Source organism: Gammaproteobacteria bacterium (genome assembly GCA_016200485.1).
GTDB lineage: Bacteria > Pseudomonadota > Gammaproteobacteria > Tenderiales > Tenderiaceae > JACQEP01.
Genome location: JACQEP010000007.1, coordinates 171,089 through 192,026, shown reverse-complemented (window position 1 = coordinate 192,026; position 20,938 = coordinate 171,089). Strand labels below are relative to the sequence as shown.

22 protein-coding genes are annotated in these 20,938 nt (G+C 52.1%); 14 read left to right on the top strand and 8 right to left on the bottom strand.

What is annotated here, in order from left to right:
- The first annotated feature begins 16 nt into the window (after positions 1-16).
- From HY272_04405 to lipA, 6 genes are all read left to right on the top strand, one after another.
- Positions 17-997 carry a septal ring lytic transglycosylase RlpA family protein gene (locus tag HY272_04405; protein ID MBI3771926.1) on the top strand — a complete coding sequence of 327 codons (981 nt, stop codon included), beginning with the start codon at positions 17-19 and terminating at the stop codon, positions 995-997.
- A gap of 107 nt (positions 998-1,104) precedes the next feature.
- Complete coding sequence (locus tag HY272_04400; protein MBI3771925.1) at positions 1,105-2,286, top strand: D-alanyl-D-alanine carboxypeptidase; 1,182 nt, start codon at positions 1,105-1,107, stop codon at positions 2,284-2,286.
- Between the two features lie 10 nt (positions 2,287-2,296).
- Positions 2,297-3,169: a D-amino-acid transaminase gene (dat, locus tag HY272_04395; protein ID MBI3771924.1), complete on the top strand. Its 873-nt coding sequence runs from the start codon at positions 2,297-2,299 to the stop codon at positions 3,167-3,169.
- A gap of 2 nt (positions 3,170-3,171) precedes the next feature.
- Complete coding sequence (locus HY272_04390) at positions 3,172-3,441, top strand: DUF493 domain-containing protein (protein MBI3771923.1); 270 nt, start codon at positions 3,172-3,174, stop codon at positions 3,439-3,441.
- A gap of 3 nt (positions 3,442-3,444) precedes the next feature.
- Positions 3,445-4,098 carry a lipoyl(octanoyl) transferase LipB gene (lipB, locus tag HY272_04385; GenBank protein MBI3771922.1) on the top strand — a complete coding sequence of 218 codons (654 nt, stop codon included), beginning with the start codon at positions 3,445-3,447 and terminating at the stop codon, positions 4,096-4,098.
- A gap of 3 nt (positions 4,099-4,101) precedes the next feature.
- Complete coding sequence (lipA, locus tag HY272_04380) at positions 4,102-5,061, top strand: lipoyl synthase (protein ID MBI3771921.1); 960 nt, start codon at positions 4,102-4,104, stop codon at positions 5,059-5,061.
- A gap of 303 nt (positions 5,062-5,364) precedes the next feature.
- On the opposite strand, the gene HY272_04375 is transcribed toward lipA, so the two are convergent.
- Entirely contained in the window at positions 5,365-5,895 is a 531-nt protein-coding gene (locus tag HY272_04375; GenBank protein MBI3771920.1) for a YkgJ family cysteine cluster protein, read from the bottom strand.
- Between the two features lie 526 nt (positions 5,896-6,421).
- On the opposite strand from HY272_04375, the gene HY272_04370 reads away from it, so the two are divergent.
- The 8 genes from HY272_04370 to HY272_04335 all read left to right on the top strand — a co-directional run bounded on the left by HY272_04370 (position 6,422) and on the right by HY272_04335 (position 13,996).
- Positions 6,422-8,707, top strand: coding sequence for an RNA-binding transcriptional accessory protein (locus HY272_04370; protein MBI3771919.1), 2,286 nt, complete (start codon positions 6,422-6,424; stop codon positions 8,705-8,707).
- 429 nt (positions 8,708-9,136) lie between these two features.
- Positions 9,137-9,460 (top strand): hypothetical protein, encoded by a 324-nt coding sequence (locus tag HY272_04365; protein ID MBI3771918.1) that lies wholly within the window; start codon positions 9,137-9,139, stop codon positions 9,458-9,460.
- A gap of 250 nt (positions 9,461-9,710) precedes the next feature.
- Positions 9,711-10,154, top strand: a complete 444-nt coding sequence (locus tag HY272_04360) for a hypothetical protein (GenBank protein MBI3771917.1) — start codon at positions 9,711-9,713, stop codon at positions 10,152-10,154.
- A gap of 228 nt (positions 10,155-10,382) precedes the next feature.
- Positions 10,383-11,051, top strand: coding sequence for a dihydrofolate reductase family protein (locus HY272_04355; GenBank protein MBI3771916.1), 669 nt, complete (start codon positions 10,383-10,385; stop codon positions 11,049-11,051).
- Positions 11,052-11,300: 249 nt separating this feature from the next.
- The gene (locus HY272_04350; protein ID MBI3771915.1) at positions 11,301-11,747 is read left to right on the top strand and encodes an SRPBCC domain-containing protein; all 447 of its coding nucleotides are present in this window, start codon (positions 11,301-11,303) and stop codon (positions 11,745-11,747) included.
- Positions 11,748-12,125: 378 nt separating this feature from the next.
- On the top strand, positions 12,126-13,166 hold the full coding sequence (locus HY272_04345; protein ID MBI3771914.1) for a DUF4325 domain-containing protein: 1,041 nt from the start codon (positions 12,126-12,128) through the stop codon (positions 13,164-13,166).
- A 10-nt stretch (positions 13,167-13,176) separates the two neighbouring features.
- Positions 13,177-13,632: a YaiI/YqxD family protein gene (locus HY272_04340; GenBank protein ID MBI3771913.1), complete on the top strand. Its 456-nt coding sequence runs from the start codon at positions 13,177-13,179 to the stop codon at positions 13,630-13,632.
- 7 nt (positions 13,633-13,639) lie between these two features.
- A complete protein-coding gene (locus tag HY272_04335) occupies positions 13,640-13,996 on the top strand; it encodes a HopJ type III effector protein (GenBank protein MBI3771912.1) in 357 nt (118 codons plus the stop codon).
- A gap of 138 nt (positions 13,997-14,134) precedes the next feature.
- Here the strand turns inward: HY272_04335 and HY272_04330 are convergent, their stop codons facing one another.
- From HY272_04330 to HY272_04300, 7 genes are all read right to left on the bottom strand, one after another.
- Positions 14,135-14,968: an outer membrane lipoprotein-sorting protein gene (locus tag HY272_04330; protein MBI3771911.1), complete on the bottom strand. Its 834-nt coding sequence runs from the start codon at positions 14,966-14,968 to the stop codon at positions 14,135-14,137.
- A 149-nt stretch (positions 14,969-15,117) separates the two neighbouring features.
- Positions 15,118-16,032 carry a hypothetical protein gene (locus HY272_04325; protein MBI3771910.1) on the bottom strand — a complete coding sequence of 305 codons (915 nt, stop codon included), beginning with the start codon at positions 16,030-16,032 and terminating at the stop codon, positions 15,118-15,120.
- Positions 16,033-16,047: 15 nt separating this feature from the next.
- Entirely contained in the window at positions 16,048-16,704 is a 657-nt protein-coding gene (gene maiA / locus HY272_04320; GenBank protein ID MBI3771909.1) for a maleylacetoacetate isomerase, read from the bottom strand.
- On the bottom strand, positions 16,692-17,672 hold the full coding sequence (locus HY272_04315; protein MBI3771908.1) for a fumarylacetoacetate hydrolase family protein: 981 nt from the start codon (positions 17,670-17,672) through the stop codon (positions 16,692-16,694). The genes maiA and HY272_04315 overlap by 13 nt, the downstream gene beginning before the upstream one ends.
- Positions 17,669-18,802, bottom strand: coding sequence for a homogentisate 1,2-dioxygenase (locus HY272_04310; GenBank protein ID MBI3771907.1), 1,134 nt, complete (start codon positions 18,800-18,802; stop codon positions 17,669-17,671). Before HY272_04310 ends, HY272_04315 begins: the two co-directional genes overlap by 4 nt.
- Positions 18,802-19,854, bottom strand: coding sequence for a 4-hydroxyphenylpyruvate dioxygenase (hppD, locus tag HY272_04305; GenBank protein MBI3771906.1), 1,053 nt, complete (start codon positions 19,852-19,854; stop codon positions 18,802-18,804). Before hppD ends, HY272_04310 begins: the two co-directional genes overlap by 1 nt.
- 214 nt (positions 19,855-20,068) lie before the next feature.
- Positions 20,069-20,545: a PEP-CTERM sorting domain-containing protein gene (locus HY272_04300; GenBank protein ID MBI3771905.1), complete on the bottom strand. Its 477-nt coding sequence runs from the start codon at positions 20,543-20,545 to the stop codon at positions 20,069-20,071.
- Positions 20,546-20,938 lie beyond the last annotated feature (393 nt).

Sequence of the window (20,938 nt, the reverse complement as noted above, 5' to 3'; positions counted from 1 at the left end):
TCCGCGAAAACCGCAAATGAACGCGAAGGTGTTCCGTGGACCATCAGATACCACCCTTCACGCTGCAAAATGTAGCGTGAAAACCTTTTATTTCCCCATCACACTCGGCGCCACACTGTTATTACTGCTGAGCGCCTGTAGCGGCCCGCTGCCACGCACGGGCTCGACCGGCCAGAGCAACGATCAAGACAGTGCGCCGGATAGCGCGCAAATGGCGCAAATCGATGTCGATCAGATTCCAGACGCCATTCAGCAAGCTGAACCGCTGAGCAAGTACGGCAATCCTGAGACTTATGCGGTCTATGGCCAGCCATACCGAATTCTCAAGAGCAGCACCGGCTTCGTTGAACGCGGCATCTCCTCCTGGTACGGCACCAAATTCCACGGCAAGCGCACCTCCAGTGGCGAACCTTACAACATGTACACCATGACCGCTGCCCACAAAACGCTGCCCATCCCCTGTTATGTCGAAGTCACCAACCTGCGTAACGGCCGCAAAATCGTGGTGCGCGTGAATGATCGCGGCCCCTTTCACGAGGGCCGTATCATCGACCTGTCTTACGTCGCCGCCTTGAAGCTCGGCATCACCAAGACCGGGACCGGCGATGTCGAAATCCGCACCGTGGAGCCCGCTGGCGCCACTCCGGCAACGGTCATGGCCAATGCAGACGTCGAAATCGCTCTTGTTCCAGCGCCGACGACCACCACCCCGGAACCACCGGCGCAACTGGAAACAGCGGCTGCCACACCTGCCCCGCCCAGCGTCAACATGTACCTGCAGGTGGGCGCCTTCAGCTCACGCCTGAATGCCGAAAACCTGCGTAACCAATTGATTATGCTTGCTCCGCTACCGATCCAGGTCACCGAGAGCAACCACCTGCCGCAAACCTTTTACCGGGTCCGCATCGGCCCCCTGACGAATGAGGTGGAAGTAGAGCAACTGGCCACCAAACTGGCCGCGATCGGGATTACCAAAACCAAAGTCATCGCCGATTGACCCTCGAACGCGGTATAATTCGCGGAACATTGCCGATAAAATAGACTCAAATAGTAGTTAATGGGTTACCGATTTCTCTCTCAACTCTCAAGCAAACACTTTCAACCATGATCAAAGCTCTTGCTATTCGCAGCCGTCGAATTCACTCTTTATTGCAACAAGCAACCCTCCTGGTCGCTGCCTTATGCCTGTCACCACTGGCCAAAGCAGAACCTGATCTAAGTGCACCGCCGCCACCGGCCATCGAAGCACGTGCTTATGCCCTGGTTGATTTTCACAGTGGGCGCATTCTTGCTGCCAATCGCGCCGAAGAACGAATGGAGCCGGCCAGTCTCACAAAAATGATGACGGCTTATATTGTGTTTTCTCAACTCAAAGCGGGCAAAGTCAAACTCGACGACCAGGTATTGATCAGCGAAAAGGCATGGCGCATGGAAGGTTCACGCTCCTTCGTTGAAGTCGGTAATCGCATCCCACTGGAAGTGTTGCTCAAAGGCATGATCATTCAATCAGGCAATGACGCCAGCATCGCCCTGGCCGAACATGTCGCGGGTGGCGAAGAAGTTTTCGCCGCAATGATGAATCAAGCCGCACAAAAATTGGGCATGACCCATACCCATTTCATGAACGCTACCGGCCTTCCCGATCCGCAGCATTACAGTACCGCGCTGGATATTGCGCGCCTGGGACGCGCCCTGATTCGCGACTTCCCCGAACATTACGCCTGGCATGCGCTCAAGGAATTTACCTATAACGGCATTACACAGATGAACCGCAACAAACTGTTGTGGCAGGATCCCACGGTCGATGGCATCAAGACCGGCCATACCGAAACTGCCGGCTTTTGCCTGGTGGCCTCGGCCAAGCAGGATGACATGCGCCTGATCTCCGTAGTGCTCGGCACAGCTGACGATAACGCTCGTGCCCGCGAATCGCAGAAACTACTGGGCTACGGTTTCCGCTTCTATGAAACCCATCGTCTCTATTCCTCGCAAGAAACCCTGGCCACGATACGCGTCTGGCAAGGCGCCGAACAACAACTCCCCTTAGGCATCGCGCGCGAACTTTACATCACCATTCCGCGCGGCCAATACAGCCAGCTCAAAGCCGCCATGAAAATCAAACCTACCATCATGGCGCCGGTGCAAAAAGGCGCCGCTTACGGCAGTGTCATCGTCAACCTTGGCGACAAGATCATTACCGAGGTACCGCTGGTTTCGTTGCAACAGATTGAAGAGGGCGGGATATTTACCCGTCTGAAAGACAAAGCGCTGTTGATGCTTGAATAAGCATATATCGATGAATCCTGCCGATCGAATTGTTTATCTCAATGGCGAGTTCCTGCCACAGTCGAAAGCCATGGTCCCCGCACTGGACCGTGGCTTTGTCTTTGGCGATGGCGTGTATGAAGTCATTCCCGTCTATGGCGGACGTTTGTTTCGCCTGAATGAGCATCTCGCACGCCTGCAAAACAGTCTCGACGGCATTCGCATTCCGAATCCACTCACCATCACCGAGTGGACACACCTGCTGCAAACGCTGGTCGAACGTAACAACGGCGGCAATTTATCGGTCTACTTTCAGGTGACACGCGGTGTCGCACCCCGCGATCACGCCTTCCCGGCCAACACCCCGGCCACGATCTATGCCATGGCCAACCCGCTGTCGCCGGTGCCACAAAATATTCTTGAAAACGGCATCAGCACCATCACCGTGGAAGATATCCGCTGGCGTTATTGTCACATCAAGGCCATCACGCTGTTGCCCAATGTATTACTGCGACAACAGGCCATCGACGCCGGCGCCCAGGAAGCGATCCTGGTACGTGACGGCGTAGTGACCGAAGGTGCGGCCAGCAATCTGTTCATCGTCAAAGATAATGTGGTGAAAACGCCGCCCAAGGGCCCCTTTCTGTTGCCCGGTATCACCCGCGATCTGATCCTGGAGCTGGCCGCCGCCAACAACATCGAACATGCTGAATGCCCATTAACAACGCATGATCTTGCGAGCGCCGACGAAGTGTGGATGACCAGCTCGACCAAGGAAATCCTGCCTGTTACGCGCGTTGATGATCTGCAGGTGGGCAATGGCCGCCCCGGCCCGATGTGGGCACGCATGCTGGCGCTGTATCAAGACTACAAAAATGAAGTTGCCGCCGGTCGCGCGCATTAAACATGCAACAACGCCCCGATACCCTGTTAGAGTTTCCCTGCGAATTCCCCATCAAGGCCATGGGGCTGGCCAGCGCCGATTTTGATGCCCTGGTCGTGAGCCTGATTCGACAGTATGTTACGGATTTAAGCGAAGCGGCCGTACAGACTAAAGCCTCCACCAACGGCAAATATCTTTCCGTGACCGTGACCTTTACCGCGCGCAGCCGCGAACAGCTGGATGCGATTTATCTAGCCCTCACTGCACACGAACGCATTCTCATGGTCTTTTAAGCCGTGACCAGCAATACACTTCTTATTCGCCAACTTGGATTTTCCGATTACGAACCCGTCTGGCGAGCGATGCAGTCGTTCACCGACAAGCGCGATGCCGCAACAACCGATGAACTGTGGCTGGTGGAACATCCGCCCGTATTCACCCTGGGTCTCAACGCCAAGCGCGAACACCTGCTTGCCCCCGGCAAGATCCCCATTATCAACATTGATCGTGGCGGCCAAGTCACTTATCACGGCCCCGGCCAACTGGTGGTGTATTTATTATTGGATCTGCGGCGCCGTAATCTCGGCATCCGGCCGCTGGTGGAACATATCGAACAAGCGCTGATCAATTTGCTGGCCGATTATCAAATCGAATCCCATGCCCGCCGCGATGCACCTGGCGTGTATGTCGACGAAAAGAAAATTGCCGCCCTCGGCCTGCGCGTGCGCCGCGGCTGTAGTTATCATGGCCTTGCACTGAATGTGAACATGGATCTTGAGCCCTTCCAACGCATTAATCCCTGTGGTTATCAAGGACTGGAAGTGACGCAACTTAGCGATCTTAGCGGGCCCAATGCCATCGACGACATAAGCCAGCCCCTATGCCAGCTGCTGGCGCAACGGCTTGGTTACACTGATACTAATTTTTCGATCGCAACTGGCGATAACTAACACATGAGCGACAACGATCACTACCGCGACAAACTGGGACCACTGAAAGGTGAGTCGAAGACTGCGCGCATCCCGATTAAAGTGATCCCTAAAGATACGCCGCTGGCAAAACCAGACTGGATCCGCGTTAAAGCCGCGACCAGCGCTGAGGTGCAGAGCATGAAGGAACTATTACGCAGCGCAAAATTACACACTGTCTGCGAAGAAGCCTCCTGTCCCAATCTGAGCGAATGTTTTAATCATGGCACGGCGACGTTCATGATCATGGGCGGTATTTGCACCCGCCGCTGTCCATTCTGCGATGTCGCCCATGGCCGCCCTGATCCGCTTGATGCCAATGAACCCGCACATCTGGCTGAAACGATACGCGCGATGAATTTGAAATATGTAGTGATCACATCGGTCGATCGCGACGATTTACGCGATGGCGGTGCCGCACATTTTGCTGCCTGCATTGCAGCCGTGTGCACCGCCTCGCCCAAGATCCAAATTGAAATCCTGGTGCCGGATTTTCGCGGACGGATGGAAATTGCGCTTGAAATACTGGGCCAGTCGTTACCCGATGTTTTCAACCATAACCTGGAAACCGTGCCACGCTTATATAAACAGGCACGCCCCGGCGCCGATTATCAAGGCTCGCTACAATTGCTCAAAGAATTCAAGCGGCGTTATCCATCGATTCCAACCAAATCTGGCTTGATGCTTGGCCTCGGCGAAACCGATGATGAAATCATTGAAGTGCTACGCGACTTGCGTGCCCATGACTGCGACCGGCTGACCATCGGACAATATCTACAACCCAGCCGCCATCACTTGCCTGTTGAGCGCTATGTCACTCCGCAACAATTTGCAGAACTGGAACAAGTCGCGCAGGAATTGGGATTCAGCCATATCGCCAGCGGACCACTGGTACGTTCGTCTTATCATGCTGACTTACAAGCGGCAGGGAACAAGATATCTTAGCGCTGCAAGGCCCCAGACGCCTTTCGGCATCCAAGGCCCAGTATGAAACAGCCTGTTAACTAGATGTGTTTTTGGTGCCAGCCATAGTGCATGGCAAGAAGCTCGTCAACTTCAACAGCAAATGCTGCAAACGCTACCGGAACCAGACACATCGCCAATATCACCCAAAATGATGTGATTTCCATGGCACACCTCCTATCGGTTCGTTGTGGATCTTCTGCCTCCTTCTTAATATGATTATAGACCATTAGTTGAGTATTGCACTCAGAAAATATCATGCGCATATTACTCACTCACATCAATTTACCGTTTGGTGCGAAAGCTAATTCGGTTAATCACCGGAAACTCTTCATCAGGCACATTGCGCATTTCAAAATCTGGTAGCGCTTGTCGTAAATAGCGCAACAAATCGGTGATATCCACCGCTTCACAGCGCGTATCGGCAATTAAAACATCGCCATCACGATACACCGGAAAATCACTGCAATTCTCAGGCTTGAGATCACTGCCATACAGCTTGCATGTTTTTGCCTGCTGATCATAACCAGGACATGGTGAGCCGTGCGTATAGTAGATGCCATCCATCTTGCGCACATATTGCGGACCACTGCCATCACGCAATGTCTTGTCAAATTCGCGCTGCGACGCAGCAATATTATAAATCGACACAAAATGTGGCCATTCAAATTCGAGCACCACATCGGTCAACATGCAGCACGGTCGTGAGCACGACGCACAATGGGGAATGACATACTGCTTCTGGAATTCACTGGCCAGCTGTTCCAAACGCCGGCGTTGAACGCCTGGCTTGTTGGTGGATGGTTTACGGGACATGATTCACCTCTATCGCGACTATCTTACACATCAACGCCAGGTGATGCATTTCGACAAAACGAAATGGAATAAGGACATTCGCCTCATGCGGGCTTACAGGCTACAGGGGGAATTTCTTAGCGCAGAAAAGACAAGGCCTCAGGCGACTACCCGCGCCTAAGGCCTGTTTTCAAACGATTTAGCTGTTTGCTAAATGTGTTTCTTATGCCAGCCTCCGTGTTGGGCATCATGCTCGTCAGCCATCACAGCGAGAACAGCAATTACAACCGGAACCAGGCAAGCGATCAGAACTGATAAGAAAGAAATATCTTGGGGATCCATGGCTAACCTCCTTAGGTTACTTTATTGGTCCACGTTCATAAGACCATATCTTTTATACAAGAACTGTGACCTACATCACGGAATAGTGAAATGGTCTACATAGCGAGTATTTGAGGCCTGGTGGTCATCCCAGCCTCCGGTATAATGCCTGTAAGCAAGAACCCTCAGCCACAACACAACTATCTGTAAAATAAGGATATTTAGCATGCTCAGCATTGAACAACGGATCGCCGGAGAACTCGGCGTGCGCGAAGCCCAGGTGATTGCCACAGTCCAGCTGCTGGACGAGGGTGCGACCGTCCCGTTCGTCGCCCGTTATCGCAAGGAAGTCACCGGCGGCCTGGATGACACCCAGCTCCGTACCCTGCATGAACGCCTGGGTTACCTGCGGGAGCTGGAAGAGCGCCGCGCTACCGTGCTCAAATCGATCGAGGAACAGGGCAAGCTGACCCCCACCCTCAAGGCCGACATCCTGACCGCCGACACCAAGACTCGGCTCGAAGACCTGTACCGGCCCTACATGCCTAAGCGCCGCACCAAGGCTCAGATCGCGCGCGAGGCCGGACTGGAGCCGCTGGCCGATGCCCTGCTTAATGATCCGACGCTGGACCCGCAGGCCAGCGCTGCCAGCTATATCGATGCCGATAAAGGCGTGGCCGATGCCACCGCAGCGCTCGATGGCGCACGCCAAATTCTGATGGAGCGTTTCGCCGAAGACGCCGAACTCGTCGGCCGCCTGCGCAACTACGCCTGGGAACACGGCAAATTGTATTCCAGTGTTGTTTCGGGCAAGGAACAAGAAGGCGCGAAATTTTCCGATTATTTCGACAAGCGCGAACCGATCAAAAACGTTCCCTCGCACCGCGCACTGGCCATGTTCCGCGGCCGCACTGAGGGCATATTAAATATGACCCTGGAAATTGATGCGCCGGAAGCACAAAGCAGTGTCGGCGAAGTAATGATCGCCGAACGTTTTGGCATTCAGGACAAAGGTCGCGCTGCCGATCGCTGGCTGGCAGAAACCGTACGCTGGACCTGGCGCGTGAAACTTTCCATGCACATCGACATGGAACTCAAGCGCCAATTGCGCGAGCAGGGCGAGACTGAAGCGATCAGCGTCTTTGCTCGTAACCTGAAAGATTTGTTGCTCGCCGCACCTGCTGGCCCGCGTGCGACGATGGGCCTCGATCCTGGCTTGCGTACCGGCGTTAAAGTCGCCGTTGTCGACAACACCGGCAAGGTGCTCGACACGACAGCGATCTACCCGCACGCGCCGAAAAACATGTGGGATCAATCGATCCACATGCTGGCCTTGCTGGCGAAAAAACATAATGTCGATCTGATCAGCATCGGCAACGGCACCGCCTCGCGCGAGACCGACAAACTCGCGGCTGATTTAATGAAACTGCATCCGGAACTGAAACTGACCAAGATCATGGTCTCCGAAGCGGGTGCTTCTGTTTATTCCGCCTCTGAGCTCGCAGCACGTGAATTTCCGGATCTCGATGTTACGCTGCGCGGCGCCGTTTCCATCGCCCGCCGTCTGCAAGACCCGCTGGCAGAACTGGTGAAGATCGATCCAAAATCCATCGGCGTCGGCCAATATCAACATGACGTCAATCAAACACAGCTCGCACGCTCACTGGAAGCCGTAGTTGAAGATTGCGTCAATGCGGTGGGCGTTGATGTGAATACTGCATCTGTTGCGCTGCTGGCGCGCATCGCCGGACTTAACAGCACCTTGGCGCAGAACATCGTCGATTATCGCAGCCAAAACGGTGCCTTCAGCGATCGCCAGCAATTACTCAAAGTGTCACGCCTCGGCCCCAAGGCCTTCGAACAAGCCGCCGGTTTCTTGCGCATCATGAACGGCAAAAATCCGCTCGATGCTTCCGCTGTGCATCCGGAAGCGTATCCCGTCGTGCAACGCATCGCCGAGCAATCGAACCGCGATCTGCGCGGGCTGATCGGCGACAGCAGCTTTTTGAAAAAACTCGATCCGAAAAAATTCACCGATGAAAAATTCGGCGAACCGACGGTGCGCGACATCCTCAACGAACTCGACAAACCGGGCCGCGACCCGCGCCCCGAATTCACCACCGCCACCTTCAAGGAAGGCATCGAAGATCTCAAGGATCTCAAACCCGGCATGATGCTCGAAGGCGTCGTCACCAACGTCACCAACTTCGGCGCCTTTGTCGATATCGGTGTGCATCAGGATGGTTTAGTACACATCTCCGAAATCGCCGACAAATTCGTCAAAGACCCGCACGAAGTAGTTAAAGCGGGTGACGTAGTCAAAGTACGCGTGATGGAAGTTGATCTGCAACGGCGGCGAGTCGGTTTAAGCATGAAAAAAGAAGTCAGCGAACCACGCGCCGAATCTTTGGGCGGAGCCCGCCCTGCGGGTAAACCAGTGCCCAAACAGGTGAAGCCCGCTACTGCGCCGGAGTCGGCGATGGCAGCGGCATTTGCGAAGTTGAAACGTTGACATAGAACTGGCTGCCAAAGCTCGCTTAGGGCTTTGGCAGCCCCCTTCACGATCGTTCCGTATAGCATTGGCCAACTTACACCCGTTTTAAAAGTCCACAGCCACCCCCTAACAGCTTGACGGCGCGCGATCGGATTCTCTAAGCTGTTGATTACAATTAACGGAATATGGGATTTCAGATGGCCATATGAGGGCAACTACCAGGGAAAGTATGGGCACTAAGCCAGCACCAGTAACCATAATAGACGGATTCCGTCTATTCCAATATTCCGGAATCTATCTATTACACTGTTATGTTGCAAAAATGAGTTAATCACCGTGAGCGAATCATTAAGCATATTGACATCAATTTTTCCAATCATTGGTATAGTCGTTGGCGCTTAAATCCAGAGTTACCACGCTAAAAAGTCAGAAAATAAGAAACAAGCTTTGGTATCAAAAACCAATGCATATGTTGACTACCTTGAGTGTATTTCGCAAAGCGTGCATGTGGATAGAAGTAATAAAAGTGAATTGGCACGGCTCTTTTCTAGAGCAGCTAATGCAAAGAGTAGAATTTGTGTTTATGGTTCAAAAGAAGTCATTTTGGCATTAGCAAGATTTGAAGAGGCTGGAGCCAATATGAGTTCTAAAGAAAATTCGGAAATATTCGTGAAACTATGCTCATCAATGAGAAAAAACCACTTAGATGAAAGCGGTGAAGACTTACTAAAGGAACTGGACGTTATTCTAGTCGGGAAAGAACAGTGGTAGAAAATTGCAACATAACAAGGCAAATTCAGCCGACCCAAGACCGCGCCGCTCCTATCGTCGCTCTGCGGTCTTGGGTCGGCTGAATTTGCGACGTTATGCGCGGAACAGATACTGGGAAAAGTAGCAAAAGCTGGAAAAATAATACGGGACGATTGGGCTGCCCTGTTATCACTCGTTGACTTAATGAAAAGGAAGACTATCTTCCTAGAGAACAGGATCGTATTGCAGAGTAAAATCGGAGGACACCAACTTGAAAAAGCTTGTGGCGATGGCGGTAATACTGGGTGCTCTTGGCGGCTGTGCCAAGCAATCTTCACCGACCATGACCGAGGTGGTGATGGCTCCGGTGGAGGTTGGTACAAAGACGCCCGACTATGAAGTGGTCGGACCGAACGAATTGAGGTTGGCTTCCGGTGTGAAAATCCAGGTAGTCGAGGGTGCTGGCGGGCAGAACAATGGTTTTGTGCTGCTGAAACAGAACGGAGGCATCGGCGGCTTCATGGCCTGCGGTTGCATTGGTGCGACGACTAGTTCGTGCAAGACAGAGAACGACAACCCAGAGCATGCATCGTGCAGCGGAAGTTGCACGGACAGTGAGGGGAACGCACATCCGTGCCAATTGGAGGGGCCCATTATCGGTCCACCGAAGGACCCTTTTCATATCAAGTTCGTCGCCAAATCCACTAGCAACTGACAAGCCAGGTCGACAAGCGGCGCGATATCGCCGCGGATAGTGAGCACCGCTGTCAAAGCGTGCTGTTGGATTCCGCGCTTGCGGCGTTGTACGGCGCCACAACTATTGTAATCATGGGGCTAGACTCCGTTAATATCGAAAACTTACTTAACCCTCCGCTCCAGCGGAGCTTCGCCTGCCGAGCATTGCGTTAGCGCGCACAATGTCATGCAATCGCAGGAGAGTTATATGAGGAAACTCATTGCGTCCACATTTACATCACTGGACGGTGTCATGCAGGCACCAGGAGGACCGACCGAAGATCCAACCGGAAATTTCACGTTAGGTGGTTGGTTGTTCGCTTTCGGGGACGCAGGGATGGATCTTTCTGCGTCAGGTTTCGATGGTAAAGATCGAGAGCTTGTACTCGGTCGTAAAACCTACGAAATATTCGAGGCATATTGGCCTTACCAACCAGAGGATGACCCGATTGCGAGGACGCTCACTGCGGCAAAAAAGCATGTGGCGTCCCGCACTTTGAAGTCATTGCAATGGAACAATTCGTCGGTACTTGGCGGTGACATCGTTTCAGCCATAACCGCGCTCAAAGTTCAGCCCGGACACGACCTTCAAATCATCGGCAGCGGCAATCTGATTCAGACGCTACACGCCGCATCGCTCATTGACGAATACAACGTATGGACGTACCCGGTAGTTCTTGGCCGTGGAAAGCGATTGTTTGGAAATGGTGCAAGGCCATGTGCACTGCGGCTCGTGGCTTCGAAGGTTTCAACAACTGGCGTTGTGATGAGCACCTATGTTCCAGCTGGAGATATTCAGCTTGGCTCGCTTAGCCAGGCCGAGCCAAGCGCGAAAGAATTGACCCGGCGCGCCAAGATGGCTACAGATGCGACGTGAATATGCTGTCTACAAACTGTGCGCGCTAACAACGCGCTCCAAGGGACGCTGAACTCCGGCGTTGAGGCTGTAGAAAAACTCCAAGAAACCGAATTTTTTGTGATTTTAGGGATGCCAAAACCATTGTTTAACATGAGATCGTTGAGTACAGCGCTTCTGAGGAGGCTGAATTTTTTATGAATTTCGCAAAAACAGTTTTCTACAGCCTCGTTAGGCGACACGACCCACAGCAGCCACGAGAGGCATCAGATGGAACCATTGAAGAACCGCTCAGACTCCAGAAGTAAGTTGCTCTCAGCTAGCCCTTCCGAGGTCTTTGCTGCGATGAGTGATCCTGCTCGCGTTGCCAGATGGTGGGGGCCAGCAGGCTTCACCAACTCGATTCACCAGTTCGACTTTTGTCCCGGCGGAAAGTGGCTTCTAACAATGCACGGGCCGGATGGTAAGGACTATCCGAATGAGAGCCGCTTCACCCGCATCGAAGCCGACAATATCTTCGAGATCGAGCACCTGTCCGGACATCACTTCATACTGACCATCGAGCTCCAACCAAAGGCTAGCGGCACCGAGGTGAAGTGGCGTCAGACCTTTGACACTGTTGAGCACTACCAGCGCATAGCCGAGTTCGTGGCCTCCGCCAACGAGCAGAACCTTGAGCGTCTTGCCGCCGAAGTTCAGTGTGGAAAACACGCGTAAGGTGCAATGGCAGTGAAATGGTAGGGCGCCAATAGCGAAGAGACTGTGAAAGTATTGGTAAAAACGACAGTTTTTGGTTTGTAACCATTTGATTTTTCGTGCTTGTATAGCCAGAAAATTGAATACTTTCACAGTCTCGAAGCGCATTGCGCCGAATGTTGTCACTGTATTTACGCTCGGAACCTATAGACCAGATAGCGGGGCCTCAGGATCGGGACCCTTATTGATGGGCCATAGCGGCGGCGTTGCGAAGTTGAAACGGTAAACCCTTGGCCAGAAGGGGCATGGGACGGGCCCGGCACCCAAAAACTTTACAATAACTAACAAAAAACTTTACAATACCACTCCCACCTCCGGCAAAAACTTTACAATCAGGCCATGTACTCACCTTTAGCTAAAACCCAAAAAGCGACGGCTGTACGCCTGTTTTTGTTGGAAGCCATCAAGTCCGGACGGCTGGATTATCTTCAGTCCGCGACCGCCCTGTTTGGCATCAGCCGTCAGGCCGTGCATGGCCACCTTAGCCATCTGGTCAAACACCGCTATCTGAGCGCCGAGGGCAGCACTCGTGCCCGCAAGTACTCGCTTGGCCCACATCGCTGGCACACCGCAACTTACGATATTCGCGCCATCGATGAATCCACCGCCTACCGCCGTGACTTTTATTTTGTATTCAATGGCCTGCCAAAAAATATCGAGGACATCTGTCATTATGGTTTCACGGAGATATTCAACAACGCCATCGACCACTCCGAAGGCAGCACAATCACCGTCAACGCCGAGCGCACAGAATCCCAGGTTTCCATCATGATCGCGGACGACGGCGAAGGGATATTTCTCCGCATCGCCAGATTGTTACATCTTCCCGACCCTCGCGAGTCACTGCTGGAGCTGAGCAAGGGCAAGCTGACCACCGATCCTGTCAATCACACCGGCGAAGGCATCTTCTTTACCTCAAGAGCCTTCGACACTTTCTTTATTCTCTCGGGTGATTTGGCATTTACCCATGATGATCACCACGACCAAGATTATCTGTTGCACAAAGAAAAATTGACGAAGGGCACCGAAGTTATTATGGAGATATCCACAGGCAGCGAAAAGAACCTGAAAACAATATTTGATGAATTCAGCAGTGGCCCTGATGACTATCATTTCGATAAAACAATCGTACCGGTGAGACTCGCTCTTTACGAGGGCGAACAACTCGTCTCCCGCTCTGAAGCCAAACGCATATTAAGCAGAGTGGAGCGATTCAAGCGTGTGGTATTGGACTTCGAAGGCGTGGACTCCATCGGCCAAGCCTTTGCCGACGAGGTGTTTCGGGTTTTCAAAAACGCTCACGCTGACATTGAGCTAACACACATCAATGCCAACACTGAAGTTTTAAAAATAATTCGCCGCGCAGCTTCCAACACATAGAGAATCTCATATGCGCATTTGGGTCGATGCCGATGCCTGCCCCGGCGTGATCAAGGATATTCTGTACCGTGCTGCCGAACGGACGCAGGTGCAACTGATTCTGGTTGCCAATCAGCCCTTGCGCACGCCGCCATCACAGTTCATCAAGACTTTGCAGGTGGCATCAGGCTTTGATGTCGCGGATGACGAAATTGTGAGCCAGGTGGGCGCGGGTGATCTGGTGATCACGGCCGATATTCCGCTGGCGGCGGCAGTGATTAAAAGAGGCGGCCACGCGCTCAATCCCCGGGGTGAACTTTACACCGAGGATACGATTAAACAACGGCTGGCGATGCGTAATCTCATGGATGAGCTGCGCGGCAGCGGCATCCATACTGGCGGCCCTAGTGTGCTCAGCCAGCGCGACCGGCAGGCATTCGCCAATCAATTGGACAGCTTCTTAATCAAACATCTCAAGGGAAAATAATTCGGCCATGTCGATTCAAGAACTTCTCACCAGACTCAAACAACATCCCGAGACTATTGAATTCAATGATGTGATCGCCGTTATCAATGCGCATTACGATTACACCCCCACCCGCTTTACCAATGGCGTGGGTGGCGATGCGGTAATCAATGAGGCCGGCAAAAACGAAGGCTCGTGCCGGATCTTTGCCTTTGCCCAGTTAAACAAGCTGAATGAATGCGAAACACTGGCCTGCTATGGGAAATTTTATCGGGAAGATGTCTTGAGGAATCCTAACGGCGATGACCATGCGAACATTCGTACCTTCATGCGCCATGGCTCGAAGGGGATTCATTTTGAGGACAACGCATTAACCGCCAAATGACAGGAGTCACGGGATATTTTTTTGCAAGCCTTTCAGCGGGGCAGGAGCGGGTTTTAAACCCGTCCCTATATGAATGATTCGCTCATCCTAACCCTCTCCCCCCCCAGGGAGAAGGGACTAAGTATTTTTCAATGACTGTTAAGGCCGCACAAATCCGCGCATTAGGAGACGGGATGTAAACATGCTGTCGCTCAGCCCTGAATTGATCTTAACGTCACTGATTTCCAAGATTGTCTTGGCATGAAGAGTGGGCTCAATGGCAGTCACTCGTTTCCAGATCCACTTGCCGTCAATCTGAATCCACTCGAAACTAATATCCAGGGCTGGACTATCCTCCATATCAAAGTAATGCACTTGCATCGGACGTAGTGTTTCCTGTTCAACCCAGGAAATCACTTTGCGGTAGGGATAAGCAAACCCTTGTTGTTTTGGCCGGCTCTCAACCACGTAGTAGTTAACGCCATTTACGACTTCGATCTTCAATAGCTGATGATCGTCAAGCTCAACAGGCCTTGGTTGCAAATGATCACGTTCAAGCAATGAATGGCCAAACTCTTCATCATCATGGGTATAATGCGGCCCCCGCTTGGCAATGCGCCGCACCATGCGCATTTCAGGTAAATAAATCCATTCGTCATCCTGCGCTGAGCTGCCGAGCGGACGCAGCCAGCCTAAATACGCAATGCCTTTCCTGTCAGGCGGATCTTCGGTAAAGAACATGGCCTTATTGTCGTAGCCATCCTGGCCGCGGCTATTTTTCCACGCCATGGTATACACAACCTTTTTTTCGGCATGGTCGGCATCGATAAACGTAAAGGTCAGTGTTGCGATTTGATCATCAATACGATTTGATTCGTATGCACGCTGCATGATTTCGGTGCCGGTCAGTTCGGCTGCGACGGCACTGGCAACCAATACAAGCATACCCAATAAGAGAGTAGAAATAGCGCGCTTTGCAGTGACGCGTTCCATAAGTGCAGTCCTTTGCTAGTGATACTTTGATCCTACATGAAAACTCTGATAAGGGAATCATTCATGTAGGGACGGGTTTAAAACCCGCCCCTACTATAGCCCCCTCACCCCAGCCTTCTCCCTGAAATAGGGAGTGTTTTATCAACTTGCTAATGAGTTAATTTCTTTCTTTGTTCCTCCAGACCATCCCAAAAGGCAGCCACACCTTCCAACATTTCATTACCGTCACGAATGAATTTCTCTTCATCAATAGCGCGCGAGAAATATAACTCCTCCAGCTCCTCCTGAGTGTGCGCCGCATGTTGCGCCTCGATCTTGGCATGCCAGACAAAAAATCCGAGTGGCAGCGCGGCACCGTTGCTATGATTGTATTTCTCAAACCCCTCCACCAATTGGTCCCAGAAACCGGCTGCAGCCCAATTTTCAACGGCGTAACTTGCGGCCTGCGAGGTCATGTAGTCTTCGCTGCCATAAAGCCTGGCCAGCTCATCGCAGAAGAATAAAGTCGGCTTGGTACCATGACGTCGTTTTCCGATATCGTTAAATGTCATGCCAAGTTTTTCGGCCATGTGCAACAACCATTCAAAATGCGCCGCCTTGAAGCGGAATGTCCCGCCTTCGACTGTGCCCTCGGTCGAGACAATCTCTGGATCAACACCTTCCGCCACCCGTGCAGCACCGGGTTTGCTGTGGTTAAAGACGACGCCGATCTCATTGGCGAGGATTTCTTTCGAGGCGCGCATCCCGTCCAGCGTGTCGGCATTGATGGTTTTTTTAAGCTGGGCAATCAAGAACAGATTTGAGAATGTCGAAAACTGCGCCACAAAGGCCTTGATCTGTTCTTTATTCTGCGCTCCCTGCTCAAACCAGGCGCAATATTCATTATGGGTAATCACCCGATGGCGCAGCATTTCCTGATCGATACGTCCCTGGAATTTTAGGAACTTTCGTGCCTTCTCAAGGCTATAGCCCGACTCCTGCGTCATAATGGCTTTTAATGTCGACTCGGTAAGCCCTTCGATTCCATTTTTCTTGGCAAATGCGTAAATGGCGGTGTCTGACATAAACAAACCCTCTCTTTATTCGTGATCAGGCTGATTCTCGGGGGCGGCCTTGCTAAAGGCTTCCAGCTCCATGCAATTGGCATTAATCTTTTTCAAAATCGGATATAGCGTCAAGTCACAATCAAAGCGCTGCGCGTTGTAGAGTTGCGGGATGAGACACGCATCCGCCATTGTCGGCGCATCACCGCAACAATACGGTCCCAGCGGCTTGCGCGCAGCAAGGCGAGCCTCAAACGATGCCAGCCCTTCTGCAATCCAGTGCCGATACCAAGTCATTCTCGCTGCTTCGTCGATATGAAATATGTCTTTCAAATATCCCAAGACCCGCAAATTATTGAGCGGATGAATTTCGCAACAGACAAGCAAGGCCAGCGAGCGTGAAAAGGCCCGTTCGGCAGGCGATACTGGTAACAGAGATGGTGTTGGATAACATTCTTCCAGATATTCGAGTATCGCCAGTGATTGTGGAATTGAAGCATCCGCAGTTTTATCAATAAGCATCGGAATCAAGCCTTGAGGATTGATTTTGCGATACTCCGCCCATTGGTCATCTGATGCTTTTATCAAATGAATAAAATGCGGCTCATAACTTAAACCCTTGAGATTAAGTGCAATCCGCACCCGATAGGCTGCTGAACTGCGAAAATACGTATAGAGTGCTAGTTCTGACATACCTGCACCACCTGCTCTATCGCGCCAAATACCGAATGCCCTTGCTGATCGATTATCTCCATCCGCACGCGATCGCCATGCTTGAGAAACACCGTTTTGGATTCGCCCGTTTCGAGCTTCTCTACAATACGTTTTTCGGCGATGCAGGAATAACCACGCGCCTGATCGGCATTCGATACGGTTCCAGAGCCAAGGATCGTTCCGGCGCCCAGCGGACGCGTCTTGGCAGCATGCTGAATCAGCTGTGCAAAATCGAACTGCATATTCTCGCCGGTATCGGGATCGCCAAAGTATTGGCCATTGAGCATCGTTTGTAAGCGCAGATGAACTTTATTATTGCGCCAGGCATCTCCCAGCTCATCAGGCGTAACCACTACCGGCGCAAAGGCAGTGGGCGGTTTTCCATGAAGGAAGCCAAAGCCCTTGGCCAATTCCGCAGGAATAAGATTGCGCAGCGAGACATCATTTACCAGTGCCAATAACTTGATATGCGTCGCGGCTTGGTGGCGACCAACCCCTGGCGGCACATCATCGGTAATGACTGCCAGTTCACCCTCGAAATCGATACCCCAGGTTTCATCGCCAGTCATCGGATCATGCGGCCCCAGCATCTGATCCGAACCACCCTGATACATCAGCGGGTCTTCATATAAACTCGGTGGCATGTCGACGCCACGCGCCTTGCGTACGCGCTCGACATGCGGCAGATAGGCGCTACCATCCAGCCACTGATAGGCGCGCGGCAATGGCGCGGCAAACTGTTTGAAATTGACGGGCTCGCCTTTGATGCGCCCGTTATTGAGTTCATGATATTGCTGTTCCAGTTTCGGCGCGACCATTTTCCAATTATCCAGCGCCTGTTGCAGCGTTCCTGCTATTACCGATACTTTGCAATAGCGCTGTAGATCACGATCCACGATTACCAAGGTACCGTCGCGCCCTCCTTCCTTAAGGGTACCCAGTTTCATTTTTTTGATTCCTTCCATGAATCGGCATAGTCAGTCCATTCGATGCTGCTGGCCGATGGCAGCATTCCTAATGCATCACGCGTATCAATCATCACCGCCACTTCATTGGTATCTTTACGGCTTGCCTGTACTCCCGCCGCCAGCGCCTTGGGGTGTGGACCATGCGGAAAGCCAGAGGGATGAAACGTGATCATGCCGGGATGAATGTTGTCGCGCGAGAAAAACTCGCCCTGATGGTAAAAAATCACTTCGTCGAAATCATCATTGCTATGAAAGAACGGCACTTTCAACGCGCCGGGATCACTTTCCATCGGCCGCGGACAGAAGGTACAGACCACAAATCGCTGCGCGACAAAAGTGGTGTGCGCTGAAGGCGGCAAGTGGTAACGATGGCTCATCAGCGGCCGGATATCCCGCCAATTTACCCGCAACGGCATTAATGTCCCACACCAGCCGATAGCATCCAACGGATTAAAGGGATAGGTAATTGTGGTCAACTGATTGCTCCGCTTAACGACCACGCGCCATTCACGCTCATCCTGTTGCTGCTTGAACGCATCATTAATGTGCGGCGTATCCAATACCGCTGGATCGAAGATCGCGTGATGCCCCACCATTCCTTTTTCCGGCAGGGAGTAACTGCCATTAGTAGCTTCGATTGCCAACGCAATCAACGGTCCATCCGCTTCGATCCGCCACATCGTGCCGCGCGGAATCGCAATATAATCACCTTCAGTCACAGAAAGGTGGCCATAATCGCAAAAGAATTCGGCCTTGCCCTGATGAAGAAACAGCAGCTCATCGCCATCGGCATTGCGCACCAGATGATCCATCTTGCCTTGCATGCGCCACAATCGAATTTGGGTATGGGCATTGGCCAGCAACCCGGCGGCTTGCCAGAACGAATCTTCACCGGCATTGGCGAGTTTTGTGGTGTCAAAAGCATGCGGACGTAACGGACCTTCAAACTTTATCCATGCCGTCGGCGGATGGCGATGATACATCTCCGTCGCCGGCCCAAAGAATCCTTCGCGCCCCAATTCGCGCTCATACGTCCCCTGCGGCAAGTCGACATGCGCTTGGCGTGAACTGGCGCCTTCACTCCGTGGCAAATTGATCCCGCGCCCCATCAGATGACTCCTCGCTTGATTTGATCGCGCTCGATGGATTCGAACAGGGCGCGGAAATTTCCTTCACCAAAACCTTCATTGCCTTTGCGCTGAATGATCTCAAAGAAGATAGGCCCGATCACCGTTTTGGTAAATATTTGCAGCAATAAACCGCGGTCATGCTCCAGATCGCCATCAATCAGAATTCGATGCTGGCGCAACTTTTCCGGATCCTCACCATGACCCGGCAGACGTTCATCAACTTTTTCATAATACGTATCCGGCACATCCATCAAGTCAATGCCATTCGCACGGAGCACCTCAATACTCTTATAGATATCGCTGCTGGTTAGCGCAATATGCTGTATCCCTTCGCCATGATAGGCATCGAGATATTCCTGAATCTGTGATTTTTGGTCAGAAGGCTCGTTGATCGGGATTTTGATTTTGCCGCACGGACTGGTCATCGCCCGCGATTTCAGCCCTGTCGCCTTGCCTTTGATATCAAAATAACGAATTTCCTGAAAATTAAACAACCGCTCATAAAATTGCGCCCACTCATTCATGCGGCCTGAGTGAACGTTATGGGTGAGATGATCGATATCGATCAGTCCTGCGCCCTTGGGCTGTTGCTCGGCACCGGCCAAGGGCACGAAATCGACATCATAGATTGATCCATTTTGATAGCGATCCACCAGATACAGCGCGCTGCGGCCAATGCCGCGTATCGCGGGAATATTCAGTTCCATCGGCCCGATCTTGCCCGCAAACGGTTCCGCGCCCAGCTCCAGCGCACGATTGTATGCATAAGCAGCATCCTTCACGCGGATGGCAAAGGCGCAACAAGAAGGCCCATGCACTACGGCAAAACTTTGCGCAAAACTGCCCGGTTCGTGATTGATGATGAAATTGATATTGCCTTGCCGGTAGAGCAGCACATCTTTTGACCGGTGACGGGCAACGGCGGTAAAGCCCATTTGCTGGAATAGCCGCTCCAGAGCACGCGTATCGGGGGCGGTGTACTCGACAAACTCAAAACCGTCGGTCCCCATGGGATTGTCGATCTTGGTCATGATGACACCTCGCTCGGCGTTAAGGATGGATATCCATTTTCGGCGGACATGGAACGCCCTGCCTATACATAGAGTTATCGGCACCACGGGTGACATTTAAATGGAGTGAATATCAGCGCCTAACTGCCGCCAGACAAAAGAAAAGGGGAATAGGTGCGGCACCTATTCCCCTCTTTTTACCGGCCTTGGCACGAAGCCAAACCAGGGCGTTAAATTACTCTGCCTTGCGGCGACCAAACAGGGCCAGACCCAACAGTAAACCTGCGCCAAGCAGGGCTGGGGTGGCAGGTTCTGGAACCGCATTAAGGTTAGACCGAACCCCGCTAGTCCGCAAATTGCTAATGGTCGTATAATCATCCCAATCACTAACAAGCTTGATTACATCCCCAGGATTCAGCAGCAACGATTTGCTGCCCGTCTCGGAATATGTGTTACAAGAATTGTTCACACAGACACCCAGATCGAGATCTGCCTCATAATCAAACTCCAAATTCTGCTGTTCTGTGGCAGTTGCTACATACTCAGCCGGATCCTGCAACGTAATCGAGTCAGGGGCATTAACGTCCACCGAACCGCCACTCAAATACGCGGTCCAGTCGCCAGAGGCAAAATCGCCGATCAGAGCCGCTTGCGCAGAAACACTTGCCATCAGGGCCAGCGCCGCTAAAGTGCATGCAATTAATCTTTTCATAACCATTTGCTTCCTGTTTTCATATTAATTATGTTGGTACCGATCTACTCTCTACCCCATTTTACTTGCACTTTTCATGCCATAATTTTTATACCACTATAAATCAAATAATTAATGATCAAGGTCAAGTATAGCGACCCTCCGCCAGCCCAAAAGTGTAAAGATTTCCGACACTCCAGCAGGGACATCGTTGAACATGTTTTACGTTTTTCCGGGGTCAATTTACCACCAAAAAAGCACCCAGGTTTATCAATGCCTTAATTCCTGTTATAATCCTTGGCCTCGACGCACTCGGTCTGCGTTTGAGTCTTTCGCGGTATTCCTATCGGTTCACCTCGAACAAAATCCCTTTACTTAATAGATGTCGCCTAGACCGGCCCAAACACCCTGTGT

Bases quoted from the DNA above. Each gene is read 5' to 3' on its own strand.
- HY272_04350 (MBI3771915.1), top strand. From the start codon at position 11,301: ATGGAACCATTGAAGAACCGCTCAGACTCCAGAAGTAAGTTGCTCTCA.
- HY272_04375 (MBI3771920.1), bottom strand. From the start codon at position 5,895: ATGTCCCGTAAACCATCCACCAACAAGCCAGGCGTTCAACGCCGGCGT.
- HY272_04400 (MBI3771925.1), top strand. From the start codon at position 1,105: ATGATCAAAGCTCTTGCTATTCGCAGCCGTCGAATTCACTCTTTATTG.
- dat (MBI3771924.1), top strand. From the start codon at position 2,297: ATGAATCCTGCCGATCGAATTGTTTATCTCAATGGCGAGTTCCTGCCA.
- HY272_04340 (MBI3771913.1), top strand. From the start codon at position 13,177: ATGCGCATTTGGGTCGATGCCGATGCCTGCCCCGGCGTGATCAAGGAT.
- HY272_04300 (MBI3771905.1), bottom strand. From the start codon at position 20,545: ATGAAAAGATTAATTGCATGCACTTTAGCGGCGCTGGCCCTGATGGCA.
- HY272_04405 (MBI3771926.1), top strand. From the start codon at position 17: ATGAACGCGAAGGTGTTCCGTGGACCATCAGATACCACCCTTCACGCT.
- hppD (MBI3771906.1), bottom strand. From the start codon at position 19,854: ATGACCAAGATCGACAATCCCATGGGGACCGACGGTTTTGAGTTTGTC.
- lipA (MBI3771921.1), top strand. From the start codon at position 4,102: ATGAGCGACAACGATCACTACCGCGACAAACTGGGACCACTGAAAGGT.
- HY272_04370 (MBI3771919.1), top strand. From the start codon at position 6,422: ATGCTCAGCATTGAACAACGGATCGCCGGAGAACTCGGCGTGCGCGAA.
- HY272_04330 (MBI3771911.1), bottom strand. From the start codon at position 14,968: ATGGAACGCGTCACTGCAAAGCGCGCTATTTCTACTCTCTTATTGGGT.
- HY272_04315 (MBI3771908.1), bottom strand. From the start codon at position 17,672: ATGAAACTGGGTACCCTTAAGGAAGGAGGGCGCGACGGTACCTTGGTA.
- maiA (MBI3771909.1), bottom strand. From the start codon at position 16,704: ATGTCAGAACTAGCACTCTATACGTATTTTCGCAGTTCAGCAGCCTAT.
- HY272_04310 (MBI3771907.1), bottom strand. From the start codon at position 18,802: ATGGGGCGCGGGATCAATTTGCCACGGAGTGAAGGCGCCAGTTCACGC.
- HY272_04335 (MBI3771912.1), top strand. From the start codon at position 13,640: ATGTCGATTCAAGAACTTCTCACCAGACTCAAACAACATCCCGAGACT.
- HY272_04390 (MBI3771923.1), top strand. From the start codon at position 3,172: ATGCAACAACGCCCCGATACCCTGTTAGAGTTTCCCTGCGAATTCCCC.
- HY272_04345 (MBI3771914.1), top strand. From the start codon at position 12,126: ATGTACTCACCTTTAGCTAAAACCCAAAAAGCGACGGCTGTACGCCTG.
- HY272_04355 (MBI3771916.1), top strand. From the start codon at position 10,383: ATGAGGAAACTCATTGCGTCCACATTTACATCACTGGACGGTGTCATG.
- HY272_04325 (MBI3771910.1), bottom strand. From the start codon at position 16,032: ATGTCAGACACCGCCATTTACGCATTTGCCAAGAAAAATGGAATCGAA.